This is a genomic window from Arthrobacter sp. 135MFCol5.1, from assembly GCF_000374865.1.
GTDB lineage: Bacteria > Actinomycetota > Actinomycetes > Actinomycetales > Micrococcaceae > Arthrobacter.
In genome coordinates, this window is sequence record NZ_KB895454.1 from 148,951 (window position 1) to 164,940 (window position 15,990).

General features: G+C 66.5%; 13 protein-coding genes. 7 read left to right on the forward strand and 6 right to left on the reverse strand.

The features are described 5' to 3' along the window. Positions 1-16: 16 nt before the first annotated feature. Positions 17-1,009, reverse strand: a complete 993-nt coding sequence (locus C563_RS0106890; RefSeq protein WP_018761306.1) for a YeiH family protein — start codon at positions 1,007-1,009, stop codon at positions 17-19. A 179-nt stretch (positions 1,010-1,188) separates the two neighbouring features. Here C563_RS0106890 and C563_RS0106895 point away from each other — a divergent pair, with 179 nt between their 5' ends. Genes C563_RS0106895 through C563_RS0106905 form a run of 3 tightly spaced genes read left to right on the forward strand, consistent with a single transcriptional unit; the run spans position 1,189 to position 4,580 of the window. Beyond that, positions 1,189-2,745, forward strand: a complete 1,557-nt coding sequence (locus tag C563_RS0106895; protein ID WP_018761307.1) for a circularly permuted type 2 ATP-grasp protein — start codon at positions 1,189-1,191, stop codon at positions 2,743-2,745. Positions 2,746-2,805: 60 nt separating this feature from the next. Next, the gene (locus C563_RS0106900) at positions 2,806-3,732 is read left to right on the forward strand and encodes an alpha-E domain-containing protein (RefSeq protein WP_018761308.1); all 927 of its coding nucleotides are present in this window, start codon (positions 2,806-2,808) and stop codon (positions 3,730-3,732) included. Next, positions 3,729-4,580, forward strand: a complete 852-nt coding sequence (locus tag C563_RS0106905) for a transglutaminase family protein (protein ID WP_018761309.1) — start codon at positions 3,729-3,731, stop codon at positions 4,578-4,580. The genes C563_RS0106900 and C563_RS0106905 overlap by 4 nt, the downstream gene beginning before the upstream one ends. 47 nt (positions 4,581-4,627) lie before the next feature. Here C563_RS0106905 and C563_RS0106910 read toward each other — a convergent pair whose 3' ends face one another. From C563_RS0106910 to glgC, 3 genes are all read right to left on the reverse strand, one after another. Then, positions 4,628-5,098 carry a pyridoxamine 5'-phosphate oxidase family protein gene (locus tag C563_RS0106910; RefSeq protein WP_026264461.1) on the reverse strand — a complete coding sequence of 157 codons (471 nt, stop codon included), beginning with the start codon at positions 5,096-5,098 and terminating at the stop codon, positions 4,628-4,630. Positions 5,099-5,116: 18 nt separating this feature from the next. Next, positions 5,117-6,568 carry an SDR family NAD(P)-dependent oxidoreductase gene (locus tag C563_RS0106915; protein WP_018761311.1) on the reverse strand — a complete coding sequence of 484 codons (1,452 nt, stop codon included), beginning with the start codon at positions 6,566-6,568 and terminating at the stop codon, positions 5,117-5,119. Between the two features lie 87 nt (positions 6,569-6,655). Then, positions 6,656-8,068 (reverse strand): glucose-1-phosphate adenylyltransferase, encoded by a 1,413-nt coding sequence (glgC, locus tag C563_RS0106920; protein WP_018761312.1) that lies wholly within the window; start codon positions 8,066-8,068, stop codon positions 6,656-6,658. A 101-nt stretch (positions 8,069-8,169) separates the two neighbouring features. Between glgC and glgA the strand changes: the two genes are divergently transcribed. After that, the gene (gene glgA, locus C563_RS0106925; RefSeq protein ID WP_026264462.1) at positions 8,170-9,375 is read left to right on the forward strand and encodes a glycogen synthase; all 1,206 of its coding nucleotides are present in this window, start codon (positions 8,170-8,172) and stop codon (positions 9,373-9,375) included. 93 nt (positions 9,376-9,468) lie between these two features. On the opposite strand, the gene C563_RS0106930 is transcribed toward glgA, so the two are convergent. Together C563_RS0106930 and C563_RS0106935 are read right to left on the reverse strand one after the other, a co-directional pair. After that, complete coding sequence (locus C563_RS0106930; protein ID WP_018761314.1) at positions 9,469-11,583, reverse strand: acyl-CoA dehydrogenase family protein; 2,115 nt, start codon at positions 11,581-11,583, stop codon at positions 9,469-9,471. Between the two features lies 1 nt (position 11,584). Next, on the reverse strand, positions 11,585-12,313 hold the full coding sequence (locus C563_RS0106935) for a TetR/AcrR family transcriptional regulator (RefSeq protein WP_018761315.1): 729 nt from the start codon (positions 12,311-12,313) through the stop codon (positions 11,585-11,587). 61 nt (positions 12,314-12,374) lie between these two features. Between C563_RS0106935 and C563_RS0106940 the strand changes: the two genes are divergently transcribed. The 3 genes from C563_RS0106940 to C563_RS0106950 are packed head-to-tail and all read left to right on the forward strand — an operon-like array spanning position 12,375 to position 15,988. Continuing rightward, positions 12,375-13,730 (forward strand): acetyl-CoA C-acetyltransferase, encoded by a 1,356-nt coding sequence (locus tag C563_RS0106940; protein WP_018761316.1) that lies wholly within the window; start codon positions 12,375-12,377, stop codon positions 13,728-13,730. Between the two features lie 9 nt (positions 13,731-13,739). Beyond that, on the forward strand, positions 13,740-15,080 hold the full coding sequence (locus C563_RS0106945) for a 3-oxoacyl-ACP reductase (protein WP_018761317.1): 1,341 nt from the start codon (positions 13,740-13,742) through the stop codon (positions 15,078-15,080). Beyond that, positions 15,077-15,988 (forward strand): MaoC family dehydratase, encoded by a 912-nt coding sequence (locus C563_RS0106950; RefSeq protein ID WP_018761318.1) that lies wholly within the window; start codon positions 15,077-15,079, stop codon positions 15,986-15,988. The genes C563_RS0106945 and C563_RS0106950 overlap by 4 nt, the downstream gene beginning before the upstream one ends. Positions 15,989-15,990 lie beyond the last annotated feature (2 nt).

The following is a 15,990-nucleotide window of genomic DNA, read 5'->3' on the forward strand; positions in this document are numbered from 1 at the left end:
GTGCCGTTTGATTGACTCAGCCCGCGATCACGAAGGCGGCTGCAAGGCCCAGCACGGCAATCAGGAGCCAGGAGGCGAGCGCCGCGAGGAGCGCCGGCCCGCCCGTATGCAGCAGGGTGCGGATCCGCACCGCAGAGCCCAGCCCGAACAAGGCCGCGCCCAGGAGGATGTCCTGCAGGGTGGCACCGGCCTCGAGCCAGCCGGGACCCAGCCAACCCGTTGACCGGAGCGCCACCATGGCAACGAACCCCAGGACAAACAACGGCACCAGCGGCGGCCTTTTCGCGGTGGAACCGTCCGGCCCGGCCGGGGGCCGGGCGCCGCTGCGGTGGTGCGCCCCCGCCAGCGCGGCAACCGGGGCCAGCAGCAGGACCCGGGTGAGCTTGACGACGACGGCGATCGCCAGCGCCGCGGTGCCGGCGGTTTGCGCCGTGGCCACCACCTGGCCGACGTCGTGCACCGAGGCACCCGTCCAGGCGCCGAAGACGGCCGCGGAAAGCCCCAGCGGATGGGAAAGCAGGGGAAGGACACCAATGGCCAGGGTTCCGCAGAGGGTCACCAGGGCCACCGGCAGGACCGTATCCGCGTGCCGGATGCGGCGGACGGCGGCCATGGCGCCGATTGCCGAGGCGCCGCAGATGGAGAACCCGGTGGCCACCAGCAGCGCTGTCACCGGCGGCAGGCGGAACAGGCGGGAGATCGCGTAGGTCCCGCCGAAACTGGCAGCCACGACGCCCACGATCAGGACCAGCGCCGGCCAGCCCAGGCCCAGGACGTCCATGACGCTGACCTTCAGGCCCAGGACCACGATCCCGCCGCGCATCAGGTGCTTGCCGGCGAAATCCAGACCCGGCCTGGCACGGCCGGCCGTCCACGCTCCCGATCCCGGCAGGTTGGCGGCGAGGACGCCCAGGACCACGGCAACGGTCATGGCCGGCAGGGCAGGAACCAGTCCGTGCACGAGAAATGCGGCGGCAACGGCGGCTGCCGCGGTCAGTATGCCTGCCATGAGCCGGACCAGCGGGCGACGGGAACCGCCGCGGCCCGGCGCTGGGAGGCTTCTGCTGTCTGGCACTCACCTACTGTGCCCGAAGAGGCCCGTAAAGTACGAACCGGGCCATCGGTGCCAACACGCCAGAATGGATGGCAGTAATGAATTCGAAACAAAAAGATGGTTGGCTATTGAACATGTCAGACCTATTCCAGGATTACTCCGAGGCCGCGGGCCGCACCGGGGCCTACGACGAGATGTTCGCCCCCGGCCAGCAGGCCAGGGACTCGTACGGGCAGGTGGCGGACGCCCTCCGGAAGCTCTCGCTGGCGGACGTGAGTGCGCGCGCGGACTCGATGGCCCGCACCTTCCTGGACCGCGGTGTCACGTTCGACTACGCGGGCGAGGAACGGCCCTTTCCGCTGGACATCGTTCCCCGCGTCATCCCGGCCGCCGAGTGGAGCGTCCTGGAACGCGGCGTCGCCCAGCGTGTGCGCGCCCTCGAGGCTTTCCTGAACGACGTCTACGACAAGATGACGGTGGTCTCCGACGGCGTCATCCCGCGCCAGCTCGTGACAACCAGTGCACACTTCCACCGCCAGGTCCACGGCTTTGAACCGGCCGGCGGGGTCCGGGTCCACATTTCCGGCATCGACGTCGTCCGCGACGCCGCCGGCACGTTCCGCGTCCTGGAGGACAACGTGCGTGTTCCCTCCGGCGTGAGCTATGTGCTGGAGAACCGGCGCGCGATGGCCAAGGGCCTGCCCGAAGCCTTCGGCCAGCAGCTCATCAGGCCCGTCGAGGAGTATCCCCGCCGGCTGCTCTCGGCCCTGCGCAAGACCGCGCCGGCCGGCGTCGACGACCCCACCGTCGTCGTCCTCACCCCCGGCGTGTTCAACAGCGCCTACTTCGAACACACGCTCCTGGCCGGGCTCATGGGCGTGGAACTGGTGGAAGGCCGCGACCTCATCTGCCGCGGCAACCGTGTCTACATGCGCACCACCGCGGGCGAACAGCGCGTGGACGTCATCTACAAGCGGATCGACGACGACTTCCTGGACCCGCTGCAATTCCGCTCCGATTCCATGCTCGGCTGCCCCGGCCTGGTCAACGCCGCCCGCGCCGGCGGCGTCACCATCGCCAATGCCGTGGGCAATGGCGTGGCGGACGACAAACTGGTTTACAGTTACGTCCCTGACCTGATCCGCTACTACCTCAGCGAGGAACCCATCATCGCGAACGTGGACACCTTCCGCCTCGAGGAGAAGGAAGCCAGGGAGTACACCCTGGACAACCTTGCCGAACTGGTGGTCAAGCCGGTGGACGGGTCCGGCGGCAAAGGACTGGTCATCGGCCCGGACGCTTCCAAGGATGAACTGGACGCCCTCCGCCAGCGGATCATCGCAGATCCGCGCGGCTGGATCGCCCAGCCCGTGCTGCAGCTATCCACCGTTCCCACCCTCGGCGGGGACAAATTCGGTCCCCGGCACGTGGACCTGAGGCCCTTTGCCGTGAACGACGGCGAGAATGTCTGGGTGCTCCCCGGCGGGCTCACCCGGGTGGCGCTGAAGGAAGGGTCCCTGATCGTCAATTCCAGCCAGGGCGGCGGATCCAAGGACACCTGGGTCCTCGCCGATTCACCCCAGATGCCGGTGGAAACTGTTCCCCGCCAGTCGGTCACGGTCCGCGAGCGGGTCTCCGTGTGGCCCGTGGAAAGCAACTGGCGGGACCGCCAGTCGGAGCAGCAGCAGTGAGCCGCGCCGCCGTCGGGCATTTTTCTTTCAACGTTCCGGACGCGCAGGAGGTAGCCGCGAATGCTTAGCCGTATTGCCGAGTCCTTGTTTTGGATCGGCCGCTATGTGGAGCGGGCGGACGGCACCGCCCGCATCCTCGACGTGCACCTGGAGCGCCTGAACCACCTCCCGATGGAGGAACGCCGAAGCGTTGCCCAGGAACTCCTGGCGGTAATGGGAGCCCGGCCGCAAAGCGAAGACTTTGGCCTGCCCGAACTGCTGCACGCCCTGGCCTACGACAAGACGAGCGCCACGTCCATCGCCGGGTCCCTCGGGGCAGCCCGGGAAAACGCCCGCCGTGCAAGGGAAACCGTCTCGTCCGGTTTGTGGGAGAGCCTGAACACCACGTACTACGGGCTCAGCCAGCACCGCAAGGATGTGGTGGGCACATACCGCTTCTGCAACTGGACCCTGGAGCGGACGGCCATGGTCAGCGGCCTGGCCGACACCACGGTCAGCCACGACGAAAGCTGGCTCTTCCTGGTCCTGGGCCGATCCCTGGAACGCGCCGACATGACGGCCCGGATGCTCTCGACCCGCGACGTGCTCTCTGCGGGCATGTCCTGGGTCAACATGCTCCGCTGCGCCGGTGCCTACGAATCGTTCCTGCGGACCCGGCGGGCAGCGTTCGGCGACCAGCACGCGGCCGAATTCCTGCTCCTGGACCGGTTGTTCCCGCGGTCGATTGTCTACGCGCTGCGCGACGCCGACGAGTGCCTTGCCAAGCTGGATCCGTCCGCGCAGCGGGTTGGCTTCATCAACGACGCCCGCCGCATCGTTGGCCAGGCCCGGACCTTCCTCGAGTTCCACCGGACGGATGACCTCATGTCCGAACTGCCAGAGCACATGGAGCGGGTGCAGAAGGCGGTTTCCCAGGCCTCGGATGCCATTTCCCGTAAGTACTTCAATCAGGCGGACGAACTTGCCTGGGTGGGAGAAGTGTCATGACCCGGTTGAGCATCGTCCACAGGACGGCCTACAAATACAACAAGCGGGTGACGCTGTCCTACAACGAAGCCCGGATGACGCCGCTGACGGACTCCCAGCAGGTAGTGCTGGAATCCGTGGTCAAGGTGTCCCCGTCCCAGGCAGCCGTCAGCACCTACCGTGACTACTGGGGCACCCGGGTGACGGCCTTTGACATGCAGATGCCGCACGACAACCTCGAAGTGGTCTCCAACATCACTGTGGAGGTGCACCGGGCGGAAAAGATCCCCACCGAGGCGGACATCGTGGGCTGGGACGTCCTGGCGTCGCCGGACACCCTGAACACGTTCAGCGACTGGCTGCCGCAGTCCCGGCTGAGCGGCCCCGGTGAGGAAGTCCTGGGCATCGTTCCCGGCGTGGTGGCCGGCAAGAACCCGCACGAGGCGGCCATGGCGGTCTTTGCCTGGATGCGGGGCGAGATGACGTATATGTCCGGCTCCACCGCCGTCACCACCAATGCGGAAGAGGCCTGGGGCCAGCGCCAGGGTGTCTGCCAGGACTTGGCCCACCTTGCCATCGGTGCACTGCGGAGCTGCGGCATTCCGGCCCGGTATGTTTCCGGCTACCTGCACCCGCGGTCCAGTGCCGGGATCGGCGAAACCGTGGCCGGGCAGTCGCACGCCTGGCTGGAATGGTGGGACGGGGACTGGCGCAGCTGGGACCCCACCAACCACAAACCGGCCGGGGACTTCCACGTCACGGTGGCGCGTGGCCGGGACTACCGCGACGTGCCTCCGCTGAAGGGCATCCTGTCCGGCGGTGGCGGGTCCGCCCTCAACGTAAGCGTCGAGATCACCCAGCTCGCCTGACCACGGCGCCCCCGGCCCTCGCGGCCGGGGGAGGTGCCGGCGTCGTCCTATTCCGGTGCTGACCTGGCCGAACTGCTGATCTGCGTCCACCAGGTCATCGGATCGGTGACTTTGAAGCGGCGCCCGGTCATGGACTCCGGGGTGACGCGCACGAACGCATCCTTGCGTCCTGCCTGCCAGGGGAACAGGTAGAGGCGGGAGGTATCGAGGACCTCCTCGGTGCTGGTGACCAGTGCGGCGGTCCCCTTGATCACCACGCTCCACGCCAGGCCAGTGGCCGGGTCCACGCCGTCTGCCTCCACGGCGACGGCGGCGTCCTCACCGGTTGCGGCGGAGAGCTTGGTGCCCTGGCCGGTGCGGAACACCAGGGTGCCCCCGTCCACTGTGTAGTTGACCGGAAAAATGTCCGGCCGCCCGTCCACCAGTACCGCGAGCCTGCCCACGGAGACGGTCCGCAGCAATGCCCAGCAATCGTGGTGTTCCAGGTTCTCCACTTGGGTTGATGACTCGTTGCTCATGCCGTGAGCATACGCCCATCACCAGGGGCTGGGCTTGTAGTCCTTGAGGAAGACACCGTACTGGTCCTCACCGTTTTCGCCCATGACGATCGGATCATAGACGCGGGCCGCGCCGTCCACCAGGTCCAGGGGAGCGTGGAAGCCTTCCTCCATGAGCCGGACCTTGGTGAAGTGGGGCCGTTCGTCGGTGATCCACCCGGTGTCCACGGCCGTCATCAGGATGCCGTCGGTGTGCAGCATCTCCTGGGCGCTGGTGCGGGTCATCATGTTCAGCGCTGCCTTGGCCATGTTGGTGTGCGGGTGTCCCGGCCCCTTGTAGGCCCGGGAGAACTGGCCTTCCATGGCGGAGACGTTCACGATGTACTTTCGTCGCGCCGTGGACCGTTTCATGGCCCCGCGAAGGCGGCTGACCAGCAGGAACGGGGCCGTGACATTGCAGAGCTGGACTTCGAGCATTTCCAGCGGATCCACTTCGTCCACCACCTGGGTCCAGCTGTTGATGGTGGCCAGGTCCGGGACCAGCCCCCCGGCGTCGATGGCCGTCCCGGACGCAATCCGTTCCAGTGACGCCGAGCCGGTGGACAGGGCGAGCGACGTGATCGCATCGCCGGCCAGGACCGGGTGTTCGGTCACGCTGCCGGCCAGGGCCAGGGGGTGCTTGTCATGGGCGTGGCCGAAGGTCAGCAACTCGGGACCACCGTTGGCGTGTTCCAGGGCTGGGGGCAACGGCTCATCCTCGGCATCCACCAGCGGCTTGTAGGCGTTGCCTGACCGGCGGACGGTCTGCGCCGCGTTGTTAATGATGATGTCCAGCGGCCCGGCCTCGTCCAGCGAATCGGTCAATGCCATCACCTGGGCCGGATCACGGAGATCGATGCCGACGATCCGGAGCCGGTGCAGCCAGTCGGCGCTGTCCTCCATGGCGGCGAACCGGCGGGCGGCGTCCTTGGGGAAGCGGGTGGTGATGGTGGTATGGGCACCGTCCCGGAGCAGCCGGAGGGCAATGTACATCCCGATCTTGGCGCGGCCGCCGGTGAGCAGCGCACGCCGGCCGGTGAGGTCAACGCGTGCGTCGCGCTTGCTGTGGCTGAAGGCCGCGCATTCGGGGCAGAGCTGATGGTAAAAGGCATCCACCTGGGTGTAATGCTGCTTGCAGATGTAGCACGGGCGTGACCGGATGAGGTGGCCGGCGATGTTTCCGGTGGCGGACGGAGCCAGTTTGTTGCCGCGGGTTTCGTCGTCGATCCGGTCCGGGGCAGCGGTGGCGGTCTGGGCGATGACTGCCCGGTCGGCTTCGGCAATGGAATCGCGCTTGGTGACCCTGCGGTGGCGCTTGACGGCCTTGAACATCTTGCCGGTGGCGCGGCGCACCGAAACGTAGTCGGGGTGCTCCTCGTCGTACGCGTGGATCGTATTCAGGACCTTGAGGCAGGCCTGGATTTCCTCAGGGGTCAGATCGGGGGAGCTCATTAGCCAAATTTTACAGCGTACGGCGCGGGCCGGAGGACCGTCCAGGTGCTCCGGCCCGCGCCGTATGCTCTTGCCGTCAGTACTAGGTCAGGAGACCCTGGCGCCGTCCGGTGAGGCCTGCGCCGCGGCGGCCGCGTGCGTTCCGGCCACCTTGCCCACGGTCTCGCGGACCTCGGGGTACCGGTCAGCCGCAGCCTTGACGGCGTTTGGCATGAGCCCCAGGTGTTGGGCGGCCAGCTGCCGTTCGTCGTCGCCGGGTTCCGGTACCTGCTGGCCTTTGGCCAGGACGGTGATGCCAGATTCGGTGACCTTGAAACCACGCGCCCGGTCCAGGTCCGGGTCCAGGCCGATGGCAGCCCCTGCCGGCACCTTGACATTCTTGTCCAGGATGGCCCGGTTGATCACGGCGCCCGCTCCAACCTGAACCTTGTCCATCAGGACCGAGTCCGTGATCCTGGCGCTCGTGGCCACGTAGACGTCGTTGGAAAGGACGGAGCCTTCAACGATGCCGCCGGAGATGACCACGCCGCTGGCCACGATCGAGTCCAGGGCCGTTCCCACCGTGTTGTTGTCGCCCCGGACAAACTTCGCGGGCGGCGAGATGCTTTGCCGGGTGTAGATGGGCCACTCGGAGTTGTAGAGGTTGAACACCGGCATCGGGGAGATGAGGTCCATGTGGGCATCGTAGAAGGAGTCGATGGTGCCCACGTCGCGCCAGTAGGTGCGGTCACGGTCGGTGGAGCCGGGAATGTCGTTGAGCGTGAAGTCGTAGACACCGGCTTCACCACGGTTGACGAAGTAGGGGATGATGTCGCCGCCCATGTCGTGTTTGGTGTCCAGCCGCTCGGCATCCACATGCAGGGCTGCCACCAGGGCGTCAGCGTCGAATACGTAGTTGCCCATGGAGGCCAGGAACTGGGACGGGTCCGCGGCCAGGCCCGGCGTGCTGGCCGGCTTTTCGACGAACGCGGCGATCTTCTGGGAGTCGTTCTGGTCCACTTCGATGACGCCGAACTGATCGGCCATGTGCAGCGGCTGCCGTACGGCCGCGACCGTGGCCTTGGCGCCGCTGTGGACGTGCTGGGCCACCATCTGGGCGAAGTCCATGCGGTAGACGTGGTCCGCGCCGACCACGACGACGATGTCGGGGTTGGCGTCATGGATGAGGTTCAGGGATTGGTAGATGGCGTTGGCGCTGCCAAGGAACCAGCTCTTGCCCACGCGCTGCTGGGCGGGAACGGAAGCGATGTAGTTGCCCAACTGGGTGGACATGCGCCAGGTCTCAGAGATGTGGCGGTCAAGGCTGTGCGACTTGTACTGGGTCAGGACGACAATCTGCAGGTAGCGGGAATTCACAAGGTTGGATAACGCGAAATCGATAAGGCGGTAGCTGCCGGCAAAGGGGACGGCGGGTTTGGCCCGGTCTGCCGTCAGTGGCATCAGCCTGTTTCCCTCGCCGCCTGCGAGGACAATGGCCAGGACTTTCTTATTTAACGGCATGGTGGTCGCTCCTGTACGCCTTCGTAACTCCCAAGACAGTCCGGTGCACCCGGACTCCTTCACACTAGAACAGTTATGCGTGAAGGACTACCTTGGGTCTTGTGCGTATAGACATTGTGACTAAAGAGTTTCCGCCGGAGATCTACGGTGGCGCCGGGGTGCACGTCGCCGAATTGAGCAGGGTGCTTAGTAAGCATGTTGACCTGCAGGTTCGTGCTTTCGGGGCGCCGCGCGACGCTGACTACCACGGGGCGACGGTGACGTCCTACCAGGTGCCGGAGGACCTCGGCGGGGCCAATGCCGCGGTCCAGACCCTGGGCGTGGACCTCCGCATCGTGCCGGATGTCCAAGGCGCCGACGTGGTCCATTCGCACACCTGGTACGCCAACATGGCGGGGCATCTGGCGTCGCTGCTTCACGGAATTCCGCACGTTCTCAGTGCCCACAGCCTCGAGCCGCTGCGTCCTTGGAAGGCTGAGCAGCTCGGCGGTGGCTACGCCCTTTCGTCCTGGGTGGAGAAGACGGCGTACGAAGCTGCGGCCGCCATCATCGCCGTTTCGGAGGGCATGCGGCAGGACATCCTGCGCAGCTACCCCAACGTGGACCCGGAGAAGGTCCGGGTGGTCCACAACGGCATCGATGTTGCGCTGTGGCAGCGTGACGAGAATGACGACGCCGTCCGCGCCCTGGGCATCGATCCAGCCAAACCAAGCGTCGTTTTTGTGGGAAGAAACACGCGGCAAAAGGGCGTCCCCTATCTCCTGCGGGCCGCCGCGAAGCTTCCCGCCGACGTTCAGCTGGTCCTGTGCCTGGGCGCGGCCGACACCCCCGAGCTGGCAGCGGAAACCGCCGCACTGATCGAGGACCTGCAGAAGCAGCGCACGGGCGTTGTCCTCATCGAGCGGATGCTGCCGCGCCATGAGCTGATCCAGGTGCTCAGCCACGCCACAGCGTTCGCGTGCCCCTCCATCTACGAACCCCTCGGGATCGTCAACCTTGAGGCGATGGCCTGCGGGGCAGCCGTGGTGGCCAGCGCCACCGGCGGCATCCCCGAAGTGGTGGAGCACGGCACGACCGGGCTCCTGGTGGACCTGGAGCAGGTGACCGACGGTACCGGAACGCCGCTGGATCCGGAGAAGTTCGTCAAGGAGTTCGCAGCAGCCCTCACCGAAGTGGTGTCAGATCCCGAGCGTGCCCGCGCCATGGGACAGGCCGGCCGGGAACGTGCCGAAAAACACTTCTCCTGGGAATCCATCACCGAGACCACCCTTGAGGTCTACCGTTCGGTGCTGCCCGCCACCAGCTGAGCGTTCCACGCAGAAAACGACGACGGCGCCGCCCCCGTGGAAGGGGAGCGGCGCCGTCGTCGTTATGCCACCCGAGGGGGCGGCCCGTGTGTCTCAGCCGTTGCGGCCGGCCGCGGTCTTAGCGATCAGGACCTTCTCGTCCACCGGAGCCTGGCCACTGGCACGCTCATTCCGGAAGTGCGCACGGGCCTCGTCCTGGCGCACCTTTTCGGCACCCGTGGCGATGGCGGCGCGGACATGGTCCTCCCCGTAGCCGAAAGCGTCCACCAGGTCCACGGCGTGGGGACGGATCCTCTCCAGCAGCCGGTTGATGTAGCCGCCCACTGTCCGTGCCCGCTGCATGGAGAGGCGGCCGTTCATGAGGTACCAGGACAGATTCTTCTCGATCAGGGACAGGCCAAAGAGGTCCCGCAGCCAGGTCAGGACCTTCCTGGTGCCCGGGTCGGCCACCTGCTGGAGCGCCTCGGTAAAGGCCTCCCACTGCAGCAGCTCTGCGTGTGCCTGGGCAGCGTCGATTAGTTCGTTCTGGTGCCTGTTGAACAAGGCGGCGCCCTTGTCCTGCGAGAGGCGCTTGCTGCCCTTGAGTGCGGCACCCGCCTCAGCCACCATGGTCTGCACCCTGTCGGTCAGGAGCGCGCGCTGGCCCTCCTCGTCGCGGAGGGCGATCGCAGCCTTCTGGACCGACCCGGTGTCCGCCGCGAACTGCGCCACCTGGCGCAGGCCGGTGCGGTGGACCGCGGCGCCGGCCGCCTGGTTTACCACGTAGCGCGCCAGCACGCCGAAGTCCACGTTCCGGAACTCCTTGGCGTAGTCGGCGAGCAGGCGCTTGGCCACAAGCTGCAGCAGCACGGTGTTGTCGCCCTCGAACGTGGCATAGACGTCAAGGTCGGCCCGGAGCGAGGCGAACCGGTTCTCGATCAGGAATCCGGCACCGCCGCATGCCTCCCGGCACTCCTGCAGGGTATCCAGCGCGTGCCAGGTGCTCAGTGGCTTGAGCGCCGCCGCCAGGGTTTCGAGGTCCTGGCGGTCCGCGTCGGTGTCGTGCGCGCCGGAGAAGACGTCGTCGAACTTCTGCAGCAGCTGTTCATGGGCAAAGCCGGCAGCATAGGTGGTGGCGAGGCGGGTGAAAAGCCTCCGCTGGTGCCGCTGGTAGTCCAGCAGGACTTCCTCGTCGGTGTGGGACGAAGCGTTGAACTGGCGGCGTTCGGTGGCGTACTGGATGGCCGCCTTCAACGCCAGCTTGGACGCGGCAACGGCAGCGCCGTCCAGGGACACGCGGCCTTGGACCAGCGTTCCCAGCATCGTGAAGAAGCGGCGGCCGGGACTCGCAATGGGGGACGTGTAGACGCCATCGGCGTCCACGTTGCCGTACCGGTTCAGGAGGTTGGTGCGCGGGATGCGGACGTTCGTGAAGTGCAGGCGGCCGTTGTCGATCCCGTTCAGGCCGCCCTTGATGCCATCATCCTCGCCGCCGATGCCGGGCAGGAACTCCTTGGTGTCCGGGTCCCGGAGGTCAACATAGAGTGCGTGGACGCCGTGGTTGACTCCCCTGGTGACAAGCTGGGCGAACACCACTGCTCCCAGTCCGTCCGTGGCAGCGTTGCCGATATAGTCCTTCCACGCTGCACGGAACGGGGTGTGGATGATGAATTCCTCGGTATCGGGGTCATAGGTGGCCGTGGTGGCGATGCTGGCAACATCCGAGCCGTGCCCTGTTTCCGTCATGGCGAAGCAACCGGGGATGGCCAGGCTCATGATGCCCGGCAGCCACTTGGCGTGGTGTTCGGCCGTGCCCAGGTGCATGACGGCCGAACCGAACAGCCCCCACTGGACCCCGGCCTTGATCTGCAGTGAAGGATCCGCCACCACGAGTTCCTCGAACCCGGCGATGTTTCCGCCGTGGTCGTCGGAGCCGCCCAGTTCCGCCGGGAATGCGCGGTGGACGGCGTTGTTGTCCACGAGGTATTGCAACTGGCCGAATACCCGTTGGCGATGGTCCGTATGTGTCAGGCCTTCGACCTTGTGCAGTTCCGGCCGTGCAGCCAGGTCCCGGGCTTGGAGCCGGACATCGGCCCACTTTCCCAGGAGCTGCCGGCCCAGGGCCGCGACGTCGACGGCGGGTGCAGGGGTGTCGGCTACGGGGTTGGCTGCCGGGGTTGCCGGGGAGCGGAGCCCTTTTCGGGCGGTGCGGTCCACTACGTCAGTCATGTCACAGTCCTTCTTTGGCGGATAACTTGGTGGTCGGTGGGGCGGGGGTGAGTTCGGGTGCTATGCCAACACACAGCCACGCCGTAATGTGGCGGGCCATGGCTTCCTGGCTGGGCTTGGTGGGGGAGTCCGGAGTGTTGAGCCATTGCTCTCCAGCGTTCCGTACCAGGCCGATCGCGGCCCGGGGCCAGAATCCGATGACCGTTTCCCCCACATCACCCAGATGGGAGCGCATGGGCGCAGCGATCATGTCCGCAATGGCATCGAAGAAGTGGCCCAGGGCGCCGGCCGACGTCGCGGGAGACGTGGGTTCCGTGGCCTCGGCGGGGGTGTAGCTGGTGACGAATGCATAGACGCTGGGGCTGGTGTCCGCCATCTGCAGGTAGGCCGAGACCATCGCGAGCAAGCCTTCCCGCGGCGTCACGGCACTCTGCGCGGCTTCCTTGATGCGGTTCTGCATCTGGCTCAGGACCACTTCCCCCACCGCCTGTTGCAGGCCGGCTTTGTCCCCGAAGTAGCGGTAGAAAACAGACTTGGAGGTTCCTGCCGCGGTGGCGATCTCCTCCATGGACGCATCGCTTCCGAGGGCATGGACCGCTCTGCGGGCCTGCTTGATCAGCTCCCGGCGGCGTTCCTCGCGGTGACTCTGCCAGCGTGCCGAGCGGCCGTCTGAACTGGCGGCAGGCGGGAGCTCGACGGTAAGCGGAAGGCTGGAAGTGTGGAAGTTCACGATACCCAGCGTATCAGGTACGCTGGGTATCGGTAACCGCATGTGAGCAGAGGAGCCACCCATGTCCATCGACGGACAGTCCACGCCAGCACCTGACGAATCAGTTCGACCAGCAGTTTCCGCGCCGCGCAGGGCGGTGATTGTTGGCGGCAACAGGATTCCCTTCGCGCGCGCCGGCGGCGCCTACGCAAAGTCCTCCAACCAGGACATGCTGACCGCAGCCCTTGACGGCCTGATCGCACGGTTCGGCCTCCAGGACGAACGGATCGGACAGGTTGCCGCAGGAGCCGTCCTGAAGCACTCCAGGGACTTCAACCTCACCCGGGAAGCCGTCCTGGGGTCTGCACTGTCCGCCGAAACCCCGGTGTACGACCTCCAGCAGGCATGCGCCACCGGTCTCGAAACCGTGGTGGGGCTGGCCAACAAGATCAAGCTGGGACAGATCGATTCCGCCATCGCCGGCGGCGTGGACTCAGCCTCTGATGCCCCCGTGGTGGTCAGCGAGGGGCTCCGCGACATCATCCTTGACCTCAACCGCGCCAAGTCGCTTCCACAGCGGCTCCAGATCCTGAGCCGCCTCCGGCCAAAGGACCTGGCGCCGCTGGCACCCGGTACCGCGGAACCGCGCACCGGCCTGTCCATGGGGGAGCACCAGGCGCTGACCACGGCGCAGTGGCAGATTTCCCGCGAAGCGCAGGACGAACTGGCACTGAACAGCCACCGCAACCTCGCAGCCGCCTATGATTCAGGCTTCTTCGACGACCTGCTGACTCCCTACCGGGGACTGACGCGGGACGCCAACCTCCGCGCTGATACTTCCTTGGAAAAACTGGCATCGCTGAAGCCGGTGTTCGGCAGGAACCTGGGCGCCGGCGCCACCATGACAGCAGGCAACTCCACCCCGTTGACCGACGGCGCCTCAACCGTCCTTCTTGCCTCCGACGACTGGGCCGATGCCCGCGACCTGCCCAAACTCGCCGCCGTGGTGGACGCCGAAGCCGCAGCAGTGGACTTTGTACACGGCAAGGATGGCCTGTTGATGGCCCCGGTCTTCGCCGTGCCGCGGCTCCTGGCCAGGCAGAACCTGACACTGGGAGACTTCGACTTCTTCGAAATCCATGAAGCCTTCGCCGCCACGGTCCTCAGCACGCTGGCCGCATGGGAGGACGAGGAATTCTGCCGGACCCGTCTCGGGCTTGACGGCGCGTTCGGCAGCGTCGACCGTTCACGCCTCAACGTCAACGGATCTTCGCTCGCGGCGGGTCATCCCTTCGCCGCCACCGGCGGACGGATCGTTAGTTCGCTGGCCAAGATGCTGCATGCCAAGGCGGACGCGGAGGGCCGGCCCGTCCGCGGCCTGGTGTCTGTGTGCGCGGCAGGTGGCCAGGGCGTCGTCGCGATCCTGGAATCGGTGTAGGGGGCAGTCATGACGGATACATATACCCGGCTGGTCAACAGCGGCGCGGGCCGCAACCTGGCCAGAAAGCTCGGACTCCCGCAGCCCGCAGTGCTTCGGCGCTACCAGCCAGGACAACCGCTGGTCGTTGGCCCGGTCGTCGTTGTCGGAAACAGTCCTGCGGCGGACAGCCTCGCCACCGAACTGCTGTCGTGGGACCTCGATGTCCGGAGGCACGCCGTTCCGGCCGAAAAGCTGGGCGCCATCATCCTGGTCCTCGACGAGCTGGAGCATCCCGCGGATTTGGAACAGCCGGTACTCTCCGCCGCAGGTTCGTTGCGGGACCTGCGGGCCGGAGGTCGGGTCATTACGGTGTCCCGGCCCGCGGCGGGCGTTTCTTCCCCTGCAGCAGCGGCTGCCCGCCAGGGCGTGGATGGTTTCCTGCGTTCCCTGGCCAAAGAGTTGCGGGCGGGCGCCACGGCCAACGGTGTCCTCCTCTCGGACGGCACCACCACCACGAGTCCCAGCGCACTGGGCGCCATCAGGTTCTTCCTTTCCAGCCGCTCGGCATTTGTTGACGGGCAGTTCCTGACGGTCTCTTCCCCGGACGGTGCGCTTCCCGCCAACACAGACCGGCCGCTGGAGGGCAAGGTCGCTGTGGTGACAGGCGCAGCCAGGGGTATCGGCGCGCAGATTGCCCGGACCCTGCACCGCGACGGTGCCATGCTGGTCCTGGTTGACATTCCGGCGGCGGGTGACCAGCTGGCGGCCGTGGCCAACGAGGTGAGGGGTACGGCGCTGCAGCTGGACATCAGCGGCGCAGACGCCGGGGCGCGGATCCTTGAGCATGCAGCGCAGCGGCATGGCCGCCTGGATATCGTGGTGCACAATGCCGGGATTACCCGGGACAAACTGCTGGCCAACATGGACCATTCCCGGTGGAACTCGGTCATCAACATCAACATCGCAGCCCAGCTTCGGATCAACGAAGCCCTCCTCGCCGCGGACCACTTCCGCTCGTCACCGCGGATCGTGTCAGTTGCCTCCACGAGTGGCATTGCCGGCAACAGGGGCCAAACCAACTACGCCGCCTCCAAAGCAGGCGTGATGGGAATGGTGCGGGCCACGGCACCGCTGCTCGCCGCCAGTGGCGGCACCATCAATGCCGTCGCGCCCGGGTTCATTGAGACCGAGATGACTGCGCGGATCCCTTTTGCGGTCCGTGAGGTGGCGCGCCGGCTCAACTCGCTGCAACAGGGAGGCCTTCCCGCGGACGTGGCGGAAACCATTGCCTTCCTGGCCAGCGACGCCGCAGGTGGTATCAACGGGGAGGTGTTGCGGGTGTGCGGTCAAAACCTGGTGGGGGCATGACACTCCAGCAACCAGTGATCCTGGCGGAGATGCCCTCGCTGTCCAAGCTGTATGTCAACGCCGCCGCCCAGGCAGCACGGCGCAGGCTCCTGGGAACGCATGATTCCGCCGATCTTCCGGCCGAGAGCCACGACGTCAGGGGCGTCACCGTGGACGTTGGAAACCTCACGGCGTACCAGCACCTCATTGGTGAGACCGCCAGTGACGTCCTGCCTGCCGGCTTCATCCATGCCCTGGCCTTTCCCCTCGCCATGAGCGTCATGAACCGCGACGACTTCCCGCTGCCGCTGCTGGGGATGATCCACCTGCGCAACAGCGTCGAGCAGAGGACGCCGTTGGTCTTCACGGACGTGCTTGACATGACCGCCAGGGTGGAAAATCTTCGAGGCCACCGGGCAGGGACGCAGGTGGACGTCGTGGCTGAGGTGCGACGCGCGGGCTCGGCGGACATTCACTGGCGCGGAGTTTCCACCTACCTGGCCAAGGGGTTGTTCCTTCCCGGCATCGACAAACCAACCGCCGCGGCGCCGAAACCGGAATTCACTGCTCCGGCACCGACGGCGCTGTGGCACTTGGGGGTGGACACAGGACGGGCGTACGCCGCCGTGTCAGGTGACTTTAATCCAATCCACCTGAGCGTCCTCTCGGCCAAGGCGCTGGGGATGCGCCGGTCGATAGCCCACGGAATGTACCTCGCCTCGCGTGCGCTCGCCGACGTCGGTCCCGCCCGGGGCGACGCCTTCAGCTGGGACGTGGAGTTTGAAGCGCCGGTTTTCCTGCCGTGCCGGGTGGCTTTGGAGATCAGCACGGACCAGGCCTCGTCCGGTGCGTGGAAACATTCGCGCTATGTGGCCTGGAACCCACGTTCGGGGCGGCGCCACTTCCACGGTACAGTCTCAGCGCTTTAGGC